This is a genomic window from Microbacterium sp. NPDC086615, assembly GCF_040686055.1.
In the GTDB taxonomy this organism is placed as follows: Bacteria; Actinomycetota; Actinomycetes; order Actinomycetales; family Microbacteriaceae; genus Microbacterium.
In genome coordinates, this window is record NZ_JBFBJJ010000006.1 from 1 (window position 1) to 22,173 (window position 22,173).

At 71.1% G+C, this 22,173-nt stretch carries 18 protein-coding genes; 7 read left to right on the plus strand and 11 right to left on the minus strand.

Annotated elements, in window-relative coordinates:
* Positions 1–105: 105 nt before the first annotated feature.
* From AB0O24_RS07760 to AB0O24_RS07770, 3 genes are read right to left on the minus strand one after another with little or no spacing between them, the layout of a single operon-like run.
* Positions 106–1,410: a glycosyltransferase gene (locus AB0O24_RS07760; protein WP_363373809.1), complete on the minus strand. Its 1,305-nt coding sequence runs from the start codon at positions 1,408–1,410 to the stop codon at positions 106–108.
* Positions 1,407–2,378, minus strand: coding sequence for a glycosyltransferase (locus AB0O24_RS07765; protein ID WP_275799688.1), 972 nt, complete (start codon positions 2,376–2,378; stop codon positions 1,407–1,409). The genes AB0O24_RS07760 and AB0O24_RS07765 overlap by 4 nt, the downstream gene beginning before the upstream one ends.
* Complete coding sequence (locus tag AB0O24_RS07770) at positions 2,375–3,313, minus strand: WcbI family polysaccharide biosynthesis putative acetyltransferase (protein WP_275799689.1); 939 nt, start codon at positions 3,311–3,313, stop codon at positions 2,375–2,377. Before AB0O24_RS07770 ends, AB0O24_RS07765 begins: the two co-directional genes overlap by 4 nt.
* A gap of 173 nt (positions 3,314–3,486) precedes the next feature.
* Here AB0O24_RS07770 and AB0O24_RS07775 point away from each other — a divergent pair, with 173 nt between their 5' ends.
* Genes AB0O24_RS07775 through AB0O24_RS07790 form a run of 4 tightly spaced genes read left to right on the plus strand, consistent with a single transcriptional unit; the run spans position 3,487 to position 7,467 of the window.
* Positions 3,487–4,518 carry a glycosyltransferase gene (locus tag AB0O24_RS07775; RefSeq protein ID WP_363373814.1) on the plus strand — a complete coding sequence of 344 codons (1,032 nt, stop codon included), beginning with the start codon at positions 3,487–3,489 and terminating at the stop codon, positions 4,516–4,518.
* Positions 4,515–5,651, plus strand: a complete 1,137-nt coding sequence (locus AB0O24_RS07780; RefSeq protein ID WP_363373816.1) for a glycosyltransferase — start codon at positions 4,515–4,517, stop codon at positions 5,649–5,651. Before AB0O24_RS07775 ends, AB0O24_RS07780 begins: the two co-directional genes overlap by 4 nt.
* On the plus strand, positions 5,648–6,652 hold the full coding sequence (locus AB0O24_RS07785; RefSeq protein WP_363373819.1) for a hypothetical protein: 1,005 nt from the start codon (positions 5,648–5,650) through the stop codon (positions 6,650–6,652). Before AB0O24_RS07780 ends, AB0O24_RS07785 begins: the two co-directional genes overlap by 4 nt.
* The gene (locus AB0O24_RS07790) at positions 6,649–7,467 is read left to right on the plus strand and encodes a galactosyltransferase-related protein (RefSeq protein ID WP_363373822.1); all 819 of its coding nucleotides are present in this window, start codon (positions 6,649–6,651) and stop codon (positions 7,465–7,467) included. Before AB0O24_RS07785 ends, AB0O24_RS07790 begins: the two co-directional genes overlap by 4 nt.
* Positions 7,468–7,587: 120 nt before the next feature.
* Here the strand turns inward: AB0O24_RS07790 and AB0O24_RS07795 are convergent, their stop codons facing one another.
* Genes AB0O24_RS07795 through AB0O24_RS07810 form a run of 4 tightly spaced genes read right to left on the minus strand, consistent with a single transcriptional unit; the run spans position 7,588 to position 12,440 of the window.
* On the minus strand, positions 7,588–9,270 hold the full coding sequence (locus AB0O24_RS07795; protein ID WP_275799694.1) for a glycoside hydrolase family 13 protein: 1,683 nt from the start codon (positions 9,268–9,270) through the stop codon (positions 7,588–7,590).
* Between the two features lie 31 nt (positions 9,271–9,301).
* Positions 9,302–10,219 (minus strand): carbohydrate ABC transporter permease, encoded by a 918-nt coding sequence (locus tag AB0O24_RS07800; protein ID WP_275799695.1) that lies wholly within the window; start codon positions 10,217–10,219, stop codon positions 9,302–9,304.
* Positions 10,216–11,130 (minus strand): sugar ABC transporter permease, encoded by a 915-nt coding sequence (locus tag AB0O24_RS07805; RefSeq protein ID WP_058627907.1) that lies wholly within the window; start codon positions 11,128–11,130, stop codon positions 10,216–10,218. Before AB0O24_RS07805 ends, AB0O24_RS07800 begins: the two co-directional genes overlap by 4 nt.
* On the minus strand, positions 11,127–12,440 hold the full coding sequence (locus tag AB0O24_RS07810) for an extracellular solute-binding protein (protein ID WP_307384858.1): 1,314 nt from the start codon (positions 12,438–12,440) through the stop codon (positions 11,127–11,129). Before AB0O24_RS07810 ends, AB0O24_RS07805 begins: the two co-directional genes overlap by 4 nt.
* Positions 12,441–12,563: 123 nt before the next feature.
* Between AB0O24_RS07810 and AB0O24_RS07815 the strand changes: the two genes are divergently transcribed.
* Both AB0O24_RS07815 and AB0O24_RS07820 read left to right on the plus strand, forming a co-directional pair.
* Entirely contained in the window at positions 12,564–13,781 is a 1,218-nt protein-coding gene (locus AB0O24_RS07815; protein ID WP_275799698.1) for an ROK family protein, read from the plus strand.
* 75 nt (positions 13,782–13,856) lie between these two features.
* Positions 13,857–15,140, plus strand: a complete 1,284-nt coding sequence (locus tag AB0O24_RS07820; RefSeq protein WP_363373829.1) for an alpha-amylase family glycosyl hydrolase — start codon at positions 13,857–13,859, stop codon at positions 15,138–15,140.
* Positions 15,141–15,318: 178 nt separating this feature from the next.
* Here the strand turns inward: AB0O24_RS07820 and AB0O24_RS07825 are convergent, their stop codons facing one another.
* Together AB0O24_RS07825 and AB0O24_RS07830 are read right to left on the minus strand one after the other, a co-directional pair.
* Positions 15,319–15,969, minus strand: a complete 651-nt coding sequence (locus tag AB0O24_RS07825) for a response regulator (protein WP_275799700.1) — start codon at positions 15,967–15,969, stop codon at positions 15,319–15,321.
* Complete coding sequence (locus AB0O24_RS07830) at positions 15,966–17,579, minus strand: sensor histidine kinase (protein WP_275799701.1); 1,614 nt, start codon at positions 17,577–17,579, stop codon at positions 15,966–15,968. Before AB0O24_RS07830 ends, AB0O24_RS07825 begins: the two co-directional genes overlap by 4 nt.
* 187 nt (positions 17,580–17,766) lie before the next feature.
* Between AB0O24_RS07830 and AB0O24_RS07835 the strand changes: the two genes are divergently transcribed.
* Entirely contained in the window at positions 17,767–19,293 is a 1,527-nt protein-coding gene (locus AB0O24_RS07835) for a CitMHS family transporter (protein ID WP_363373833.1), read from the plus strand.
* A 292-nt stretch (positions 19,294–19,585) separates the two neighbouring features.
* Here the strand turns inward: AB0O24_RS07835 and AB0O24_RS07840 are convergent, their stop codons facing one another.
* Positions 19,586–20,599, minus strand: a complete 1,014-nt coding sequence (locus tag AB0O24_RS07840) for a LacI family DNA-binding transcriptional regulator (protein ID WP_275799379.1) — start codon at positions 20,597–20,599, stop codon at positions 19,586–19,588.
* Positions 20,592–22,124, minus strand: a complete 1,533-nt coding sequence (locus AB0O24_RS07845; protein WP_363373836.1) for a sugar ABC transporter ATP-binding protein — start codon at positions 22,122–22,124, stop codon at positions 20,592–20,594. The genes AB0O24_RS07840 and AB0O24_RS07845 overlap by 8 nt, the downstream gene beginning before the upstream one ends.
* Between the last annotated feature and the right edge of the window lie 49 nt (positions 22,125–22,173).

Genomic DNA, 22,173 nt, shown 5'->3' on the forward strand with positions numbered 1-22,173 from the left:
CTGTGGGGCGAACAAGTAATAAGTTACGCGGATCCCGCGCACTCGTCCAATCCACACCACCGCCCGGGCGTGTCGCACCCCCGAAACCGCGGAAAGACGCGGATCTCAGGTCCAGCGCTCGACACCGCCCCATCGGCCGACCCACGACTCGAGGTGCGGCTCGTCGCGCACGGGAAGTACTCCGTTCGTCACGACGGTGCCCGTCGTGAACCCGACGGCTCCGTGCCATCGCTCCGCACGGCGCCGCGCCCGACGCGAGGTCGCCTCGCCGATGGCCGTCCCGTCCGCAGACCGGACGATGAGACGCCCCTCGTCTCCCTGTCCGAGCCTCGCGAGCCGCTCGCGCAGTTCGTCGGCGTCGAGAACGACGACGGGCTGCGTCAGCCGGAGCACCACGCGAGCGTCGGGGATGTTCCCCACCACGAGCCGCGGGTCGGTCGTCAGGACTGGCACGGTGGGGGTGGCATCCAGGATCACCGTTGCACGAGGGAACGCTTCGAGGACCGAGTCGACGCACAGGAAGGTCGCCGCCGGCGCGAACTCTCCGTCCAGGTGGATGGCGAGGTCGGGGGTTCTGGGCAGCAGGCCGCGACCGGAGGATCCGTCGACGGGGATCAGGTCGGCGAGCGTGAGTGTCTGCGCATTGCCCTCGCGGGCGCGATCGACGCCCGGTCGTTCGGCCCACTCAGGTCCGTCATGCCAGGCGACGGCATCCGGAATGTGCGCGAAGACGGCGCCGGCCTGCCACGCGCGGTGGGCCCATTCCCAGTCCTCGCCGCCGTATGACGAGAAGCTCTCGTCGAATCCTCCGACGTCGTCGAACATCGCGCGTGAGCAGGCCATCACGGCACCGATGATGTACCGGTAGCTGCGGTCGTCGGAGAGCCGGAGGTTCTCGGTGCGGGCGTAAGCGTCGAGAAGCCACTGCGGCTCGGGCAGCTCGACGGTCGGGGCGATCTCGGCGATCGGCGCAGAGGGGTCCACCCCCGCGAGGGCGGCGTGCCGGCGTCGCCCCACCGTGACCGCCTCGGGCAGGAGCGCGGGCAGGCGCGTCATCGCTCGGACGTACCCCGGCTCGGGCGCCGTGTCGGCGTCGAGGAAGCACAGGATCTCTCCCGTACTCGCGGCGACTCCCCTGTTCCGCGCGGCGGCGGCCCGGAACCCGAGGTCCGGCTGACTCACGACCCGGACTCCCGGGGGCACGATCGGCGCGGAGGGAGAGCCGTCGTCGGCGACGACGATCTCGACGAGATGCGCGGGATAGTCCTGGCGCGACAGCGCGAGGAGCGTCCGGTCGAGCTCGGCCTGCTGGTCGTAGTGCGTCACGATGACGCTCACCCGCGCGAGGCGTGACGGCGCGTCCGCGACGTCGTCCCACCGGTTGCCGACCACCCACCCGGGTGCGCTCATGAGAGCACCTCGGCCCACCACCGGAGGTACGCGCGAGCGGCTTCGGCCCGATCGAACGGGATGGGGTCGACGCCGTGCCAGGTCGAGGACGGGTCGTCGACAGCCTCACGAATCGCAGCCGGCAGGGCCTCCGGTTCGACGGAGCGCAGTGTGCCCGGACGCAGGGCAGACATCTCGTCGACGTAGCGGTTGCGGACCGCGACGGGTCGACGGCCCCAGCCGATCCACGACGCCAGCGACCCGGACGCCGAGACGTGCCGATGGGCGATCACCGGAACCGCGACCGTGCGTGCCTGCACCGCCATCTCGGCGTCGTCGAGCCAGCCCGTGACCTCGGTCGTCACCCCGAGACCGCGGGCGCGCCGGACGAAGGCGTCGAGTTCATCAGCGTGACCGTCCGACGCGCGCCCGAGCACGCGAAGCCGGGGCAGTCCGGCCGCGACGGTCGCGGCGAGCGCTTCGTCGTGTCCCTTCCCCGGGTAGAAGTAGCCCAGAACGCCCACGGCGTCGTCGAGTCGGGGACGGGTCGACAGCGTGTGCGCGGTGACGGGAAGCGGCACCACGGCGACGGGCCCGCTCCACACGCCCTCTTCATCGAGCAGCGCGCGCTCATGCTCGCTGTTGACGGCAATCGCGCGTGCCGCTCGAGCGACCGCCGTGTAGAACGCTCGTCGGCGGGGCCGGTTGCGCTCTCCATCGGAGGCTTGCGGGACGTCGTGCAGGGTCACGGTCAGCGGATGACGGGCGGCCAGAGCCAGGACGTACTCGGTCGCGTCCTCGGGCGACGTTCCCCACAGCCGGTCGGTGATCTGCGCGTGGACAGGGGTTCCCGGGGTGAGCGATGAAATCTCCGCCGGGTCGATCACCCGAGGATCGGCCCCGAGATCCGTCAGCGCGTCCGCGAGTTCGCGCCCGAACACCGCGACCCCGTGGGGACCGGGGTGGACAAGAAGGATCGGGGCCGTCACGCTGCCCGCCACCGGTGCAGCAGGGAGGCGATACGCGTGACGGCTGCGGCGACGAAGTCGGGACGCTCGGCGTACCAGGCACGGTGGGCCTCGGACACGGTCGCGGCGGGAAGGATCTCGCCCTCGACGACCCAGTCGGGCTGGGGCTCGGCATCCAGGTTCCAGGCGTCGACGACCCACTCCTCGAGCGGCGCGCGCACTCCCGCGAGGATCGGGCGGCCGGGATCGACCGCTCGCCCGGGCGCGCCGAGGGCCTCGACCACCCGCTCGCCCAGGGGGACGAACACGGCGTTCCCGGGGTGGTTGACCGTGCGGGCGAGGTCGGCGACGACGGGGGTGAACAGATCGGATGCCGAGACGTCGAGCCCGAGATCCTCTCGCCGGCGCAGCTCGGCGACGGACTCCGCCGCCACCTCGCGCACCGACTCCGCCGGCAGCTCTCGCTCGACCGGAAGGCCCGCGGCCTCGGCCAGCAGGCGCACGTCGTGGTAGGCGACCAGCGGCGGATCGGGCTCGAAACCGGGGAGGCGCAGCACGACCTGGAACGGGTGCAGACCGGCGTAACGGATCGAGGGGACGAGGACCACGCGGGCACCGCTCGGGAGGGACGCCCGCAGCTGCGCGGTGCCGAGCGGGAGGCCCCGGTAATCGTCACGGACCGGCTGTGCGACGAGGAACGAGGCCCGCGCGAGCACGTCATGCAGGCGCACGGCGTCGGTTTTGGTGAGCTCGTGCACGGCCGGAACCCGGATGGTGGGGAGCGCGTCGGAGGCGATCACGAGACGCAGGGACTCGGCCTGGCAGTTGCCGACGACCACGCCGAAGCGGGCGGGAAGCGGGGCCTCGCCGAAGAACTCCGCGTAGTGGCGACGGCGCGCTATCACCGTCCCGCCGTGGTCCGCAAGGCTCGTCTTGCCACCCTCGTCGCCGCTCATGCTGTGAACGTATCCGTCGGTGCCGTCGTCGTCCCAACCGCCCCGTTGCATTGCGATGTCTCCGTCGATGCGGTACGCGCACCGACGAAGCCGCTGCACGAGGAGGAAAAAGAATCGACGCCCCCACCATCCCCCCGATCCGGGTGGCCGCCGTGCCGTCGTCGCATCCGTACGTGGACGCCGTCACGGACCGCCACGCGGTGACCCTGCTCAGCGACCCCGCGGTCCCCGGTTCGCCCGAGGGCCAGTGGTGGCCGCCGCAGATCCTGCTCCCGGCCTGGCTGGAAGCACACGCGGCGGAATTCGACCTCGTGCACCTGCACTTCGGGATCGAGTCGTACAGCCCGGACGATCTCGCAGAGACCGTGGCCGCGCTGCGGCGCACTCGGCGTCCGCTCATATACACGGTCCACGACCTGGAGAACCCGCAGCTCGAATCGCAGGACGCCCACCGTGCGTCGCTCGCCGTCCTGACGGCCGCGGCGGACCAGCTGATCACCTTGACCGAATGCGCCGACGCCGAGGTGCGCCGCGTGTACGGCCGGTCGACGACCGTCGTGCCGCACCCGACGCTGCTCGGCGCGGAGGACCCGCCCATCGGTACGCCCCACGCGACGACCCGGGTGGGCGTGCACCTGCGCGACCTGCGACCGAACATCGACGGGGTGGGCACCGTGGCGACTCTGGTGCGGGCGATCGCCGACCTCCGCGCCGAAGGCGCGCGCGTCGAGGCCGTGGTACGGGTGAACGAGCGCGTCCGCGACGCGGAGGCGGCGGCATCCATCGACCGACTCGCCGCGGAGGCGGACGGCGTGACGTTGGAGCGCGGCGACCGTCTCGACGACGACGAGCTGGCGAGCTGGCTCGCCGACCTCGACGCGTGTCTGCTGCCGTACCGGCACGGCACGCAATCGGGGTGGGCAGAGCTCTGCTTCGACCTCGCGGTGCCGGTGATCGGCACGCTCGTGGGGCACATCGCGGCGCAGCATCCCGAGGACTTCCACGCCTTCGCCGTGGGGGACCCGAACTCGCTCGCGCGGGCGATCACGGATGCCACGGCACCGGCGTGGTCGACATCCGGATCGCAGCGGCGCGCCGAGGAGGTCGCTCGGCGACGTCGCGAGCGATCCGCCGAGCGTGACCGGATACGCGCCGCACACCTCGAGATCTACCGCCGGGCTCTCCAGACGACGGATGCCGCATGAGCCGCGCGTCGCGTCCGCTGCGCGTCCTCGTCGTCGCGCCGTCGCGCTATCCGCTGCGCCAGCCCCACGCCGGAGGGCTGGAGGCGTGCGTCTGGGACCGGGTGCGGTGGTTGCAAGCGCGCGGCCACGACGTCACGCTGTGCGCGGCGGACGGATCGGACTACCTCGGCGACGTGCCCGAGTTCCGCTTGCCGACGCCCGCGTGGACGCGCCCCGAGGAGTCGTCGGACACGGACTATCCCCTCGGGTACGCCGGGGCCGTCGACGCGGCCTTCGAGGCCGCGCGCGATCGGCTGATCGCCGACCGCCACCTCTACGACGTCGTCGACAACCACAGCCTTCATCCGGCGCCGATCCGGTGGAGCCGAGAGGCCGAGATCCCGGTCGTCACGACCCTGCACACCCCTCCCCTCGAACCGCTGCTCGAAGCGGCCGAGCAGGTGCGTGACAGCGCTCACCGCTTCGTCGCCGTCAGCCAGGCGACCGCACGCGCGTGGTCGGTGGAGGGGGTCGACGCGTTCGTCTTCCCGAACGGCATCGACACCGACCAGTGGACCCGCGGCGAGGGCGGAACGTCGTGGGTGTGGTCGGGTCGTGTGGTGCCGGAAAAGGCCCCTCACCTGGCGATCGAGGCGGCGCGCGCCGTCGGCGCTCACCTCGTGCTGGCCGGGCGGATCGGCGACGTCGACTATTTCGAGCAGGAGGTCGTGCCCCGGCTCGGACCGCACGCGCGCTACGTCGGACCGCTGCGGCAGCCCGAGCTGTGCCGTCTGGTCGGATCGTCGGCGGTCGCCCTCGTGACGCCGATGTGGGAAGAGCCGTTCGGGTTGGTCATCGCCGAAGCGCTGGCCACCGGCACCCCCGTCGCCGCGTTCGACATCGGCGGGGTGTCGGAGGTGCTCGCGGGGATGCCGGGATCGGCGACCGTCATACCCGGCGACGTCGTCGCGCTCGGGAAGGCCGCGGCCGAGCTCGCCGCCCGGGGCGCGCGCGAGCCCCTGACCCGGGTGTGGACGCGGCGGGCCGCGGTGCGGCAGCACTCTCTCGCGCAGCGCTACCGGGAAGTGGAGCGCGTGCTGTCGCACACCGCTCAGCCCGTCGCCGCACGACGCGCGCCGGCGGTGTCGTGGTGATCGGCTGGTACGTCCACCACCACGGCTTCGGGCACGTCGCTCGATTCCTCGCCGTACAGCCCCACCTGCGGGTTCCGGTCATGGCGTTCTCGTCGTCGACGCGGCCCGCCGGACTCGACCCCGCGGTCGAATGGGTGGAGTTACCCCCGGATGCCGATGCCGTCGAGACCGCGGACGGTACCGTCCTCGATCCACGCAGCGCCGATCCGACGGCACGAGGGGCGCTGCACTGGGCCCCGCACGATCATCCCGGACATCGCGCCCGACTTGCGACGATCGCCCGCGTCGCCGCCGAGCGACACCTCGGGGCCTTCGTCGTCGACGTGAGTGCCGAGGTCGTCGCTCTCGCTCGCCTCCTGGGCCTGCGCACCGTCGCGGTGACCCAGCCGGGCGCGCGGACCGACGCTCCGCATGCCCTCGCCTACCGACTGGCGGATCGCATCGTGGCGCCGTGGCCGCACGGCGCGGTGCCGACCCCCGGCCTCACGGCGCATGCCGATCGCGTCGTCTGGACCGGGGGGATCTCGCGGTTCGACGCACGCACACGCGAGAACGCCCGCGAGCCACGGGCGGTTCTTCTGCTCGGACACATCCTCGACCCCGCCGTCCACACCGAGCTCACCACCCGACTCTCGGCCGGCGGATGGGATGTCCGCTCCATAGGACACGAGGACCACGCCCGCGTCGACGATCCGTGGCCGCTGCTCTGTCGGAGCACGGTGGTCGTGAGCGCGGCCGGGCAGAACAGTGTCGCGGACCTCGCGGCATCCGGGGCTCGAGCCGTGGTGATCGCCCAGGACCGACCTTTCGACGAACAGCGGGCCACCGCGGACGCTCTCGAGAGGTGGGGACTCGCGCGAACGGCGGACTCCGCCGCTTCGGCCGCTGAACTGGCCTCGGTCATCGAGCGAGCCGGAGACGACGACCCCGATTGGACGCGCTGGCAGGTCTCGGGGGCCGCGACGCGGATGGCTGCGGCGATCGAGGGGATGCTGCCGTGAGGACCGCCGTGATCACGGTCGCCTCCGCAGCCAGGCGCGAGCATCTCGAGCGTCAACGGCGAGTGCTCGCCGAGGTGTCGAACGACATCGTGCGGGTGGAGGCCTGGCTCGACGAGACGTTGCCGGATGGCATCCGGGATGTCGGGACCCACACGCTGCACGTGCCGCCCGGACCCCGAGGAATCAGGGTCGGCGAGGGACGGAACCGTGCCGCCGAGCGGGCGATCGACGCGGGAGCCGAGCTGCTCGTCTTCCTCGACGTGGACTGCCTGCCGGGTCCGGAGCTGCTGCCCGCGTACCGGGCGGCGGCGCGGACGGATCCAGCCGCTCTCCTGGCGGGCCCGGTGACCTATCTCACGAGCGTCCAGCGCCCGGGAAGCGCCTCCGACCTGCCGTTTCTCCGGCGCCCGCACCGCGCGCGACCGGCGCTTCCTCTCGGTCAGGCGCGCACCGCGACCGCCGCCGAGTACGACCTGTTCTGGTCACTGTCGTTCGCGGTGACGCCCGCGACCTGGCGGCGGATCGGCGGGTTCCACCCCGGCTACGAGGGGTATGGCGCCGAGGACACCGACCTCGCGTGGACGGCGCGCGAGCGAGGCGTCGAGATGCGCTGGATCGGTGGGGCGGATGCGTTCCACCAGTGGCATCCGGTGTCCTCTCCCCCGTGGCAGCATCTCGACGACATCCTGCGCAACGGCGCAAGGTTCCATGAGCGGTGGGGCGAGTGGCCGATGGGCGGGTGGCTCGACGCGTTTGCCGCGGCCGGCGCGATCGAGCGCCGGGGTGAGGCGTGGGTGCGCACGGATCGCGGTTGAGTGTCCGAGAAACGCCGTAACCGCGCGGGGAGTTACGGCGTGTCTTGGACAGTCGACGAGAGTGGCGCGCGAGAGAGCCCCGCGCCCGGAAAGGGGTGCGGGGCTCCCGCGGGCGGTGGGTCAGGCGCGGCGGAGCCAGACCGTCGTCTCGGCGGGGAGCGTGTCGCCCTCGAGCGCGGTGCTCGACAGAAGCACCTCGCCCGCGGGGAGCGCGGCCGGCTCGGTGCCGAAGTTCGTCACGACGGTCCAGCCGTTCGGACGCTCGAAGGCCACCACGTCATCGCGGCCCGTGTCGATCCACTCCAACTGCTCGTCGGTCTGCAGCTCGTGGCGCAGGTCGAGCGCGCGGCGGTAGAGCGACAGCGTCGAGGCGGGGTCGCCATCCTGCAGATCGACCGCGTAGGTACCGAACCACTCCGGCTGCGGGAGGTGCGCACCGGTCGAGCCGAAGCCGAACGCGGGGCCGTCCGCGGTCCACGGCAGGGGCACGCGGCATCCGTCCCGACCCTGGTCGATCCCTGGGCTGCGGAAGAACGTCGGATCCTGCCGGTCGGCGTCGGGGATGTCGGCCACCTCGTGCAGCCCCAGTTCCTCGCCCTGGTACAGGTACGCGGATCCCGGGAGGCCCAGCACGAACGTCGCGGCGGCGCGGGCCCGGCGCTCGCCGCGCGCGGCGTCGAGGGCGGGCGACTGGCCGCCCGAGAGCAGCCATTCGTTGCCGTGCTTGAGCGTGGGGCGACCGTCGGCTCCGCGCTCGGCATCCGGGAGCCCGTACCGGGTGGCGTGACGGACGACGTCGTGGTTAGACAACACCCACGTCGTCGACGAACCCGACTGCGCGGCGAGCGCGAGGTTGTCGGCGACGATGCGGCGGAACTGCCCCGCATCGAAATCGGCCTCGAGCAGATCGAAGTTGAAAGCCTGACCCAAGCTCTCGATGCTCGCGTACAGCGGCACGCGGGAGGGGTGGACCCACGCCTCGGCGACGGCGGTGCGCGGCGGGTCGTACTCGTTGAACACCGCACGCCACTCGGCGTAGACCTCGTGCACGTCGTCACGGTCGATCAGGGGGTGCTTGCCGTCGAAGGGCAGCGCCTCGAGCTCGGCCCGCGAGGGCAGCGGCTCGCTGAGGTCCTTCGTCAGCATGTGCGCGACGTCGATGCGGAAGCCGTCGACGCCGCGGTCGCTCCAGAAGCGCAGGGTCTTCACGAAGTCGGCGCGCACTTCGGGGTTGGACCAGTTCAGGTCGGGCTGCGACACGTCGAAGTTGTGGAAGTACCACTGGCCGTCTTCGACGCGCTCCCACGCCGAACCGCCGAACACCGAGAGCCAGTCGGTGGGCGGCTCGGAGCCGTCGATCCCGGTGCCCTCGCGGAAGATGTACCGCTCGCGCGCGGCCGACCCGCGGCCTGCGGCCAGCGCCTCCTGGAACCAGGCGTGGTCGTTCGAGGTGTGGTTCGGCACGATGTCGACGACGACACGGATGCCATGGGCGTGGAGCCGCTCGATGAGCTCGTCCATGTCGGCCAGGGTGCCGAGCTTCGGGTCGACGTCGCGGTAGTCGGCGACGTCGTACCCTCCGTCGGCGAGCGCCGAGGGGTAGAAGGGGCTCAGCCAGACGGCATCCACCCCCAGTTCCGCGAGGTACGGGACGCGCGAGGTGATGCCCTTGATGTCGCCGAGGCCGTCGCCGTCGGTGTCGGCGAAGCTGCGCGGGTACACCTGGTACACCACGGCCTGGCGCCACCAGTCGGGGGCGTCGGAGAGTTCGCGGGTCTGCACCGAGGGGGCGGTGGTAGTCACGTGCGGGGTTCCTTTCGGGGTGGAGGGACGATCAGCCCTTGACGGCGCCCTGCGTGACGCCGGCCATCACCCATCGCTGGGTGAAGAGATAGGCGACGATCGCGGGGGCCATGGCCATGAGGTAGGAGGCGAAGGCGACGTTGTAGTTGTTGCTGAACTGCGTCTGGAACAGGTTCTGGCGCACGGGCAGCGTCTGCAAGGCCGGATCGCTGATGATGAGCGAGGGCATCATGAAGTCGTTCCACGCGTACAGGAACGCGAAGATGCCGACGGTGGCGCTCATCGGGGCGAGCAGCGGGAAGATCAGCCGCCAGAACGTCTGCCACGTCGTCGCGCCGTCGATGCGCGCGCTCTCCTCGAGCTCCAGCGGGATCGAGCGCAGGAACGCCGTGAACAGCAGCACGCTGAAGCTCAGCTGGAACATCGTGGCGAGGATGATCACGCCGACCGGGTTGTCGAGACCGACCCGGCCGGTGAGCTGGATCTGCGGGAGCGCGACGACCGGGAACGGGATGAACATCGCCGCGAGCAGGTAGAAGAACGAGTACCGGAAGAGCTTGCGATCCCAGTTGCGGGCGATCGCGTACGAGGCGAAGGCCGCGAGGATGATCGTCGCCGCGACCGTGCCGGCGGTGACCAGGAGGGAGACGGCGAGACCGACGGGGAACTTCGTCAGTGTCCACGCCTGTACGAAGCCGTCGAAGCTGATCGGCGAGGGGAACGAGAAGGCGTTTCCGTCGACGACCTGCGTCCCGCTCTTCAGCGCCATCGAGATGGTCACGTACAGCGGCAGCAGCACGGTCAGCGAGCAGAGCACGAGGATGGTCGTCGCCGACCAGTTGATGCGCTCGGCGCCGACACGGCGGATGCGGGGACGGGACCGCTGCTTCGCGGGGACGGTGATCTCGGCCTGCTCGAACGCGAGCGCGGGCTGGTTGAGAGCGGTCATGACAGGGTGTTCCTTCCCCGGGTCAGGGAGAGCTGGAGGAGCGAGATGACGACGGCCACGACGAAGAAGAGCGCCGCGTTGGCCATCTGGTAGGCGTAATCGCCACCGTTGAAGCCGAGGATGATCGACATCGCGACACTGCGCGTCGCGGTACCCGGGCCTCCGCCGGTGAGACCGACGATGATGTCGTAGGCATTGAGGAAGCCCTTGAAGCCCAGGATGACGTTGATGACGACGTATCCGGCCACGAGCGGCAGCGTGATGCGAAGGAGCTGCTGGGTCTTGCTCGCCCCGTCGAGGCCGGCGGCCTCGTAGACGTCGCCGGGCACCGACAGCAGCCCCGCGATGTAGATCAGCAGCGTGCCGGGGATCGCCTGCCACGCGGTGACGATGACGATCGCGACCCACGCCAGATCGGGGTTGGCGAGCAGGCTCGTCTCGAGCCACGGGATGCCGAGCGAGGCTCCGGCCTGCGGGACGGAGTTGCTGAAGAGGAAGTTGAAGACGTAGGCGATGATGATGCCCGAGATCACCATCGGGATGACGAAGACCGTGCGCAGCGCCTTCTTGAAGCGGATCTGCGCGGTGAGGCCCACCGCGAGAAGGAACGCCGCGACGTTGACGACGATGACCGTGGCGACCGAGAACCCGAAGGTGAAGAGGTAGCTCTGCAGGATCGCCGGGTCGCTGAAGATGGCGATGTAGTTCGTCAGGCCGGTGAAGTTCCACTCCCCCAGACCGATTGAGTCGGTGAAGCTGAAGAAGATGCCGATGATCCCGGGCACCGTGATCGCCAGCGTGAACAGCACGAGCGTCGGCAACAGGAAGAAGTAGTAGATCGGCTCGACCCGGCGGGTGCTGCGACGCGCGGTCGCCTTCCCGCCGGTCACGATCGTGGTGGTGGTGCTCATCGCGCGGCCTCCTCGCCGGATGCGTCGTTCGTCGAAGCCGGCGGCTGGCGGAACGCGAGCCGCGACCAGTCCTGGTCGAGGGTGTTCAGGGTGGCCTGCGGGGAGGCACCGAACAGCATCGCCTGCGCGTAGTTGAAGACCGGAATGGTCTTGGGCACGAGCACCGAGGCGCCCTGGTAGATGCGGCCCTCGTCGTAGTACGGAACCATTCCCGCGACCCGGGGGTCGCTCGGCGAGGGGGCGTCCTTCGTCGGCGCGAACCCGAGCTGCGACTCGTTGTACGTCTCGATCACCCCGGGCTGGTACAGGTACTCGAGGAAGTCGCGCGCGGCATCCTTGTGCCGGGACGCTTCGGGGATGATGGCCGCGAGGTCCATGTTGACGCGGACCTTCAGGTCTGCCGGGTCATCGGTCATGGGCAGCGGGAAGGTGCCGACGGGCAGGTCGGGCGAGGTCTTGGCGATCTCACCGAGCGCCCACGGGCCCTGCAGGTACATGGCCGCCTGCCCCTGGGCGAACGCGAGGTTGCCGTCGCCGTAGGCCCGACTCTCGGCATCCGGGTTCGTGTAATTCCGGGCGAGCTCGAGCATGCGGTCCATCGGCTCGCTGAAGTCCTTCGCGAACGACACCGCCGACTGCGGCCCGACCTCGTCGCCCTCGGCGGCGAGCGCGTCGAAGAAGTCGATGACGTCGAGCGATCCGCCGACGGAGTAGTCGTACCAGCCCTGTCCGACAGTCCAGTCGTCTTTGAAGGTGCCGTAGAAGGGCGTCACGCCATTGGCCTTCAGCGTCTCGGAGACCTGGAGCAGCTCGTCCCACGTGGTCGGAACCTCGAGTCCGTACTGGTCGAAGATCTGCTTGTTGTAGATGACCGAGGCCGCCATGACCGAGTAGGGCAGCGCGCTGGTGCGCCCTTCGCACGAGCCGTACTGGTCCATGAGGGGCTGCAGGTCGTCGCGCACCGTGCTCGCGGCCGTCGTGCCCGAGAGGTCGCTCAGCGCGCACCGCTGGACGAAGCGGGCGGTCTCGTAGTTGTAGTTCGCGAGCATGATGTCGGGCGGGTTGCCGCGGACGAAGCTGGCCGACACGACGTCGACGCCGGAGCTGTCCATCTCGACGCGCACCCGGTCTTGCGAGGCGTTGTACTCGGCAACGACGTCGTTCATGAACGACAGCGCCTCGCGCTTGCTGAAGGTGAAGCGGATCGTCTCGCGACCGTCGGCGGAGCAGCCCGCGAGCATCGCCGCCCCGAGCACCCCCACCGCGGTCGCGGCGACCCATCGTCGCCCGGCCCTCGTCTTCGTCGACACCAGCTGCCTCCTCCGCTGCACTGCGAATATGTTGTGTCGGTGAGTAAATCTACTCGCCAAATCAATGTAGTGCAGGCAGTATTGCAGGAGAACTCAGGGGGGTCAAGAGAGCCGATGGATGCCATGACGACGACGCCGTCGCTGCGCCGCCACAACCTCGACGCGGTGCTGACCCGCGTCTGGGACGAGGACGCCTTCACCGCCAGCGACGTGATCGCCGCGGTCGGGCTGACCCGCTCGACGGCCATCGACGTGCTCGACGAATTGACCGCGCGCGGGCTCCTCGCGGAGATGCCCAACGCCCGCGCGGTCGGCGAGTACTCGAAGGGGCGCCCCGCGCGCCGCTTCGCCTTCCAACCCGGCGCAGGGCTCGTGGTCGGGGTCGACGCGGGACGCGGTCACCTCACCGCGACCGTCGCCGACCTCCGCGGCACGACCCTCGCGACCTCGCGGCTCACCGTCGACCCCGAACTCGATTCGCCCGAGCGACGCCGCCGCGCCGCCGAGGCGACGGTCGACGCGGCCCTCACGCGCGCGCGGCGCTCGCGCGACGACCTCGTCGCGCTGTGTGTCGGCGTGCCCGCGCCGGTCGACCGGGCGGGGCGGTCCCCCGTCCACCACGACGGCTTCTGGGCGCGCATGAACCCCGACTTCGTCGACACCTTCGCGGCGTGGGCGCCCGTCGTACGCGTCGAGAACGACGCCACCCTCGCCGCGGTGGCTGAAGGGACGCACGGCGCGGCGGTGGGCTGCGACGACTTCGTCGCGCTGCTCGCCGGCGAGCGGTTCGGCGCGGGGATCAGCGTCGACGGTCATCTGCTCCGCGGCGCGCACGGAGGGGCGGGCGAGACCGTCGCCTTCGATCAGGTCGAGGGCGTCGGCAGCGCGTGGGGCCTCGCACCGCGGTGCGTGGATGCGGCGCGGGCGGCTCTGGCATCCGGAACCCTTCCGGTCGACAGCGCGCTACGTGGGATCGATCCCGAGCGCCTCGATGCCAAGACCGTGCTCGACCTCGCCGCCGCGGGCGATATCGGAGCCCTCGCCGCGGCACGCGCGGTCGGCCCGGCGCTCGCCGGAGTGGCGGCGATCTTCGGCAGCCTCTTCGACGTGGAACGCGTGGTGGTGTCCGGAGCGATCGCTGCCGGTGCGGGACCGATCATCGCCGCGGCGATCGAGGCGATCCCCGATTCGCTGCACCTTCCGGCGCCGCGGATCGTGGCCTCGACGCTCGGGGCCGACATCGTGTCGATCGGGGCCGTCTCCGCCGCCGTCGAGTCGGCGCGCGCTCGCGCGCTCGATCTCGAGGCGTTCGCCCTGCCCGAGGACCGGGCGCGGGCGTGAGGGGCAAGCCCCCCTCGCCGTGTCGGACCCCCCGGATAGCGTCGAGAACCTCGACCCCGATCGAGAGGAGACCGGATGCCCTCGTGGCCCGAACACGTGATCTGGTGGCACGTCTATCCGCTGGGCTTCGTCGACGCCCCGATCCGCGAGAACGAGGGTCCGGATGCCGCGCCGGTGCACCGCCTCGACCGCCTCGAGCCGTGGCTCGACCACGTCATCGAGCTGGGGCTGAACGGCCTGTTGCTGGGACCGGTGTTCGCCTCCGAGACGCACGGCTACGACACGGTCGACCACTTCCGCATCGACCCGCGACTGGGCGATGACCGGGACTTCGACCGACTCGTCGCGGCGGCTCGGGAGCGTGGCATCCGGATCCTGCTCGACGGCGTGTTCAACCATGTGGGGCGCGGTCACGCGGCTTTCCGGGACCTGACCGAGAACGGGCCGGGCCTGTTCTGCGGGCGTTGGATCGACGGACGGTTCGAGGCCGACGTGTTCGAGGGGCATGACGCGCTCGTCGCGCTGGATCACTCCTCCCCCGCCGTGGTCGACCTCGTCGCCGACGTCATGTGCCACTGGCTCGAGCGGGGCATCGACGGCTGGAGATTGGATGCCGCGTACGCGGTGCCGTCGTCGTTCTGGGCCGAGGTGCTCCCCCGCGTGCGGGAGCGCTTCCCGGAAGGGTGGTTCCTGGGCGAGGTGATCCACGGCGACGCTCCGGCGATCGTGCGGGAGTCGACGATGGACTCGCTCACGCAGTACGAGCTGTGGCAGGGGATCTGGCACGGCATCGCGGACCGCAACCTCTTCGAGCTGCGGCACGCGATCGAGCGGCACGACGAGATGCTGCGGACCTTCGTGCCGCAGACGTTCGTCGGGAACCACGATGTGACGCGGATCGCCTCAGCCGTGGGGCGCGACCTCGTCCCGCATGCCCTCGCGGTGCTCTTCACGGTCGCCGGGACGCCGTCGGTGTACGCGGGCGACGAGTTCGGGTGGACGGGAGTGAAGGAGGAACGCGTCGGGGGCGACGACGCGGTGCGGCCCGCGTTCCCCTCGACCCCCGGGGAAGCGCAGGGCGACGAGCGCATTCTGCAGGCCCACCGCGCGCTCGTCGCGCTGCGCCGCCGAAAGCCGTGGCTGTGGCGGGCGCATACCGACGTGATCGAGGTCGCCAATACCGCTCTCGCCCTGCGGACGGCGGTCGGCGATGACGCGGTCGTCGTCGCGCTGAACGTCGGCGACGAGCCGGTGTCGCTGCCGGTCGCGGACGGGCTGACCCCCGTGGCCGGCGAGGGGTGGCCGACGGACGGGCGCGTCGAGCTCGGGCCGCGCGGGTGGGTCGTCCTGGAAGCGTGACATCCTCGGGGTCCCTGAGCATGTCGAAGGCAGGTCCCTGAGCCTGTCGAAGGGACCGGGGCCGTCGCACCCCGGTGGCTTTGACAAGCTCAGTCACCTCACGCCACCCCTGCCGGAGACGGCTTCGACGAGCCCTGCCACCGCTTACCGCGACCCGTGACCGTCCTCCCTCCGCGGGTCAGGCGCCGGCGCGGAAGCGGTGCTCGGGACGACCCGTCGAGCCGTACCGGAGGCTCACCTGCACGAGACCCCGTTCGGCGAGAGCGGTCAGGTGTCGTTGCGCGGTCGCGCGCGAGACGCCGATGCGCTCGGCCACCTCGGTCGCCGAGGCCTCGTCCGCGCCGAGAGCGGCGAGCACCGTCTGCTCGGTGGCCGAGCGCGCGAGCGACGGTCCCTCGCGCTCCCCGCGCATCACGGATGCCGCGCGGTCGATGTCGTCCTGCGACAGGGGCCGCGAGCTGGTCAGCAGGTTGCGGTACCGCGCGTAACGGTCGAGCCGCTCCGCGAGCACGCGCGTGTCGAAGGGCTTCACCAGGTAGGCGAGCGCCCCGGCGGTGAATGCACGCCGGACGGTCTCGGCATCCGTCGCCGCGGAGAGGACGAACGCGTCGATCCCGGCCGAGCGGACGAGCTCGATGCCGTCACCGTCGGGCAGGTAGACGTCGGCGACGAGCAGATCCGGGCGGTGCGCGGCGAGGGCGGCTCGGGCCTCGCCGACCGTGCGCGCGGGCTCGAGCGCGACGAAGCCGGGGCGCGCGGCGACCGCGTCACGGTGCAGTCCCGCGACGCGGAAGTCGTCGTCGACGACGAGGACACGGATACCGGTCATTCGTTCTCTCCTCGAAGGACTCCGGGCAGACGGGCTGCCACGACGGCACCGTGCCCGTCGCCACCGGGATCGACGACCCACACGTCGCCGCCCCGGCGTCGCGCGAACTCGCGCGAGAGCGGCAGACCGATCCCGAGGCCGTGGACCGCCGAGGGGTCGTCGTCGCGCTCGCGCGGGGCGAAGGCGGCGTCGACGTCGGCGATCCCGCCCCCGGTGTCGGCCACCGTGAGCACGACCGCGTCGCCGTCGCCGAGCACCGCGACCTCGACCTCTCGAGGTTCGGGGCCGGATGCCGTGGCGGTCACGGCGTTGTCGACGAGGTTGCCGAGCACCGCCACGACGTCTTCCACGTCGTCGACGGTGCCGCGGAGGTAGGTGTCGTCGGACACGCGCAGCACGACTCCCCGCTCGCGTGCGGCGAGCGCTTTCGCTCCGAGGAACGACTGGAGCATCGCGTCGCCGACGAGGTCGATGCCCGGGACGGCCCAGTCCACCGAGCCGCGATCGACGAGATCCGCGAGGAATGCGCGAGCCTCGTCGGCGCGGCCGGCGTCGAGCAAGCCCACCGCCGCGTGCAGGCGGTTCGCGTTCTCGTGCCGCTGCACACGCAGGGCGTCTCCCATCGCGCGGACGCTGTCGAGCCTCCCCGACAGCGCGGCCACGTCGGTGCGGTCGCGCAGCACCGCGACCCGGCCGAGCGCGCGAGCGCCGCGGCGCACCGGACGCACGTCGATGAACACGACTCGGCCCCCGATGGGCAGCCCCGTGCTCGCGCCGTCGCCGGCCAGCGCGGTGGCGACGGCCGACGGGAGATCGAGGTCGGCGAGAGGGCGGCCGACGGCATCCGTGATCCCGAGAAGACGTTCGGCGGTGGCGGTGCACACGCGCACGACCCCCGTCTCGTCGATCGCGAGGACGCCCTCATCGGCGCCCTCGAGCACGGCGGTCTGCGTCTGGACGAGGGCGACCAGCTCTTCGGGCTGGACGCCGAGGGTGAGGCGCTCGAGCCGGCGGCGCATGAGCAGCGCGACGAGCGCCCCGATCGCGACGGCGAGCGCCACGGCCACGGCGATCCCGCCGACGAGCGCGGGCAGATCGTCGAAGACGCTCGCGCGTTCGAAGCCGACGCTCACCTCACCGACCGGCACGCCCCCGTCGGGCGCGTACACGGGGACTTTCGCGCGCGCGGACTCCCCGAGCGTTCCGGTCTCCCATGTGACGACCTCACGGCCCGCGAGCGCGTCCGCGAAGCTCGTGCTGACGACCTGGCCGAGGCGGTCCGGATCCGGGTGGGCCAGACGGATGCCGTGATCGTCGGTGATCACGACGAACAGGCCGCGCGTGCGCTGGGTGACGTCGGCGGCGTAGTGCTGGAGGGCGCCGTCACGCAGGGAGGCGGCATCCGGAGTCCCGGGGTCAGCCGAGTACTGCGCGACGAGGTCGCGCACCTCGGGCGCTTCGGCGACCGCGCGGGCGATGTTCAGCGCCGATGAATCGGCCTCGGCCTTGAGCTGCTGCACGCCGAGCCAGGCGAACACCGCGGTGCACACCGCGACGACGGCGATCTGGGTCGCGATCTGCACGACGAGCATCCGGGTGGCGAACCGCATGGGAACCTCCGGGCTCGACATCGTCGCGCGCGGCAGCGACCGCGACGGCGTGCGCGAAATGCGCAGAACACACGGTACGCGCATAACCCCGCGCAATGCGAGCAAGCGCGCGGTCGAGGTCTCGGCATCCGTAGGGTCGCCGCATCGAGAGCGCGAGAGACGCGCCCGTCCCGACGAAGGAGTCGCGATGACCCCCCTGATCCTTGCGTCCGAAGCCGAAGAGTACGCGGTGGCCTACACGCCCGCCGACGGCGTGCTCGTCGCCCTCGGCTTCCTCATGGTCCTGTCGTTCATGGCGCTGATCATGACGCGGCGCCTGACCCCCATGGTCGCCCTCATCGTGGTGCCCACGATCTTCGGCCTGATCGCCGGCGCCGGCCTCGGTCTCGGCGACATGGTGATCGACGCGATCAGCAAGATGGCGCCCACGGCGGCCCTGCTGATGTTCGCGATCATGTACTTCGGCATCATGATCGATGTCGGCCTGTTCGACCCGCTGATCCGCGTGATCACGCGCGTGCTGGGCGACGACCCGGCCAAGATCGTGCTTGGCACGGCGATCCTCGCCGGCGCCGTCTCGCTCGACGGCGACGGCTCGACCACCTTCATCATCACGACCTCGGCGATGCTGCCGCTCTACCTGCGCCTGGGGATGAGCCCCGTCGTGCTCACCTGTGTCGCGGGCCTGATGAACGGCACGATGAACATCGTCCCGTGGGGCGGTCCGACCGTCCGCGCGGCGACCGCACTGGGCCTCCAGCCGACCGACGTCTTCGTGCCGATGATCCCCTCGCTCGCCGCGGGCCTCGTCGTCTCTCTTGCCTTCGCGTGGTTCCTGGGCCTCGCCGAGCGCAAGCGCCTCGCGGGCGTCGTCGACACCTCGAAGCTCGACACCCCCGGGGTCTTCGGTCGTCTCGGCGGTCCGGCGCTGGTGCGCGGCGCGGAGCCCAAGCCCGGGGCTGCCGCCTCGCTGCGCACCGGGAACATCGTCACCGTCCGCGGCGGCCGCGACGCCGTCGCCGCGACCCAGCTGGTCGACACGGCCGACACCGCGATGGCCGACACGATGCTCGACCCGAACCGCGCGACGCTCCGCCCGAAGCTCATCTGGTTCAACCTCGCGCTGACCGTCGCCGTCATGGTGCTGCTGGTGATGGACATCTTCCCGCTCGCGTTCGTGTTCATGGTCGGCGCGGCGCTCGCCCTCATCGTGAACTTCCCGAAGCTGCGCGGACAGGCCGACGAGATCGTCGCTCACGCGCCCAGCATCGTCGGTGTCGTGTCGATGGTGCTCGCGGCCGGCGTCCTCGTGGGCGTGCTGAACGGCACCGGCATGGTGACCGCGATGGCGTCGTGGATCACCGAGGTGATCCCGTCGTCGATGGGGCCCTTCCTCGCCGTGATCACCGGCATCCTGTCGATCCCGTTCACGTTCTTCATGTCGAACGACGCGTTCTACTTCGGCATCCTGCCCGTGCTCGCCGAGAGCGCCGCGAACTACGGCATCGCCCCGGTCGAGATGGCCCGCGCGTCGATCACGGGCCAGCCCGTGCACCTGCAGAGCCCGCTGGTCCCCGCGATCCTGCTGCTCGTCTCGCTCGCGGGCGTCAACCTCGGCGACCACCACAAGAAGGTGCTGTGGCGCGCGACGATCGTGTCGCTCGTGATGCTCGCCGTCGGCGTGCTGGTGGGCGCGGTGCCGCTGCTGGGCTGAACGTCTCGCTCGACATGGGCCCCGGATGCCATGGCATCCGGGGCCCTTTCCGCGTCGGGCAGGGCGAGGGGCGGGGCGGGGCGGCGGCGTCGGCGCCGTCGGGTGGACGCATAAACGCTATTCGCGCACAGAAACACGTGCACACCGCGTTTATGCGAGTGGATCGCGTTTATGCGCCGCGCGGGCGGCGGCACCGGGGAGGGGCGCGGGGGCGGCGGCGGGGGCGGGGACGCTAAGGGCGGTCGGCACACGCCCGACGCCCGCGAACAAGCACGCGAGCGAACGGCGCACCTCAGCGCGCGAGCGGCGCCGACGACCGTACGACGAGCCGCGTCGGCAGGGGTGTGCTCTCGGTCACCGTGTCGGGTTCCTCGACGAGCAGAAGCACCTTCTGCATGAGGATCTCGCCGAGGGCGGCGAAGTCCTGTCGCACCGTGGCCAGTGAGGGGTAGACGAAAGCGGCCTCGGGCACATCGTCGAAGCCCACCACCCCGATGTCCTCGGGCACGCGCAGCCCGCGCTCGCGCAGCGCCGAGAGCACGCCGATCGCCATGTGGTCGTTGGCGACGAAGATGCCCTCGCCCGGCGACAGATCGGCCTCGGACGCGATGCGGTATCCACTCGCCGCCGACCAGTCGCCGTGCACGGCCGGCGTCGACTGCGCGCGAGCGGTCGCGATCTCTTCGCGCCACCCACGGATGCGCTCGACGGCGTCGGGGTTCCGCGCAGGGCCGGCGATGTGGCGCACGGTGTCATATCCCGCCTCGAGCAGGTGCCGAACGGCGCTGCGCGCCCCGCGGTACTGATCGATCGCCACGAGGCGAGGGTGAGGACGGGCACTGGCCGCCGCCGCCACGATCGGGACGTCGATGTCGAGCGCCTGGACCGCCGCGAGCACCTCCGTGTCGACGACGACGAGGACGATGGCATCCACGCGCTGCTTCAGCAGGCCGTCGATGGCCGCACGAACCGGGGCGACGTCGCTCTGCGGCGAGCTGATCGCGTCGACGTTGTACCGGGCCGCGCGCGCGGCGAAGTTGAAGTTCGTGGCGATCGAGGTCGGGCCGTAGTCGACGGTGCCCGGGGTGACCAGGCCGATCGTGCGGGTGCGGCGGGTGACCAGCGCACGGGCGGCGGGTGACGGGCTGTAGCGCAGCTGCGCGATCGCCTGCTCGACGCGCGCGCGGGTCGCGGGGCGCACGTTCGGCATGTTGTTGAGCACGCGCGAGACGGTCTGGTGCGACACCCCGGCGAGGCGGGCGACATCGAAGATGTTGGCGGTCCGCGAGGCCTTGTCTTCAGCCAACGCCGCCCTCGTCTCCGCTCGTATGACCGGCCACGAGCGCGAGCAGCGCGTCGGAGGTGAGGTCGGCAGCCGGCACGATCTGCGCGAGGACGCCGTCGCGCATCACCGCGACCAGATGAGCGACGCGCAGCACCTCGTCGAGCTCGGCCGAGATGTAGACGATCGAGAGCCCGTTGTCGCTGAGCTCTCCCACCAGCCGCTGGATCTCGGCCTTCGCCCCGACGTCGATGCCGCGGGTGGGTTCGTCGAGCACGATGAGCCGTGGCGACAGCGCGAGCAGACGCGCGAGGAGCACCTTCTGCTGGTTGCCGCCCGAGAGCGTGCGGACGGGACGGTCGATGTCGGCGGGCCGGATGTGCAGCGCCTCGACCCAGCTCATCGCGAGCTCGCGGCGCCGCGCGTTGGTGAGCCGGTGGAAGATCCCGCGCTGCGCCTGCAGCGCCAGGGTGATGTTGTCGAGGACGCTGAGGTCGCCGATGACCCCCTCGGTGCGCCGGTTCTCCGACGAGTAGGCGACGCGGCGGCGGATCGCCTCGCGCGGCGACGACAGGCGGACGGGCTCGCCGTCGATGCGCAGCTCGCCGCCGTCGGGGCGGTCGACACCCGTGAGCGAGCGCGCGAGTTCGCTGCGGCCGGATCCCAGAAGCCCCGCGACCCCGATCACCTCTCCCTCGGCGATGTCGACATCGGCCTCGCGAAGACGGGCCCCGGATGCCAAGCCCCGGGCGCTCAGCACCGACGGGCCCTCGGTGGTCTCGATCTCGCGCTGACCGAGCGGTGCGAGGACCTCGGCGGTCGCGCCGAGCATCTTCTCGACGAGATCGATGCGCAGCAGCTCACGCGTGCCGTACTCGCCGACCAGGCGTCCGCCGCGCAGCACCGTGACGCGGTCGCAGATCTCGTACACCTGATCGAGGAAGTGCGAGACGAAGACGATCGCGATGCCCTGCGCCTTGAGGTCGCGGATGACGCGGAACAGTTCGGCGACCTCGTCGGCATCCAGGCTCGACGTGGGCTCGTCGAGCACGAGCACCTTGACCTCGGTCGAGACCGCCCGCGCGATCGCGACCAGCTGCTGCACCGCGAGGGGATGCGACGACAGCACCGAGGACGGGTCGACGTCCACGCCGAGCGACGTCAGCGCCTCGACGGCGCGCTCGCGCATCGCGCGGTGGTCGATGACGCCCCAGCGACGCGGCTCACGGCCGAGCGAGATGTTCTCGGCCACCGTGAGGTTGGGCAGGAGGTCGATCTCCTGATAGACGGTCGAGATGCCGACCGCCTGCGCATCCGCCGGAGAGGAGAACCGCACCTCCCGGCCGTCGAGCTCGATCAACCCGGAGTCGAGACGGAGTGCACCGGTGATCGCCTTGATCAGCGTGGACTTGCCGGCGCCGTTCTCGCCCATGAGCGAGTGCACCTCGCCAGGGAGGAGGCGGAAGTCCACGTCGGACAGCGCCGATTCGACGCCGAAACGCACCGTCGCTCCGCGCACCTCGAGGAGGGGCGGAGCGACGGTGGACATGGGGTCAATCATGCCCGCGTGTAGCGGTGATCGCTAACACGGCGCGGGA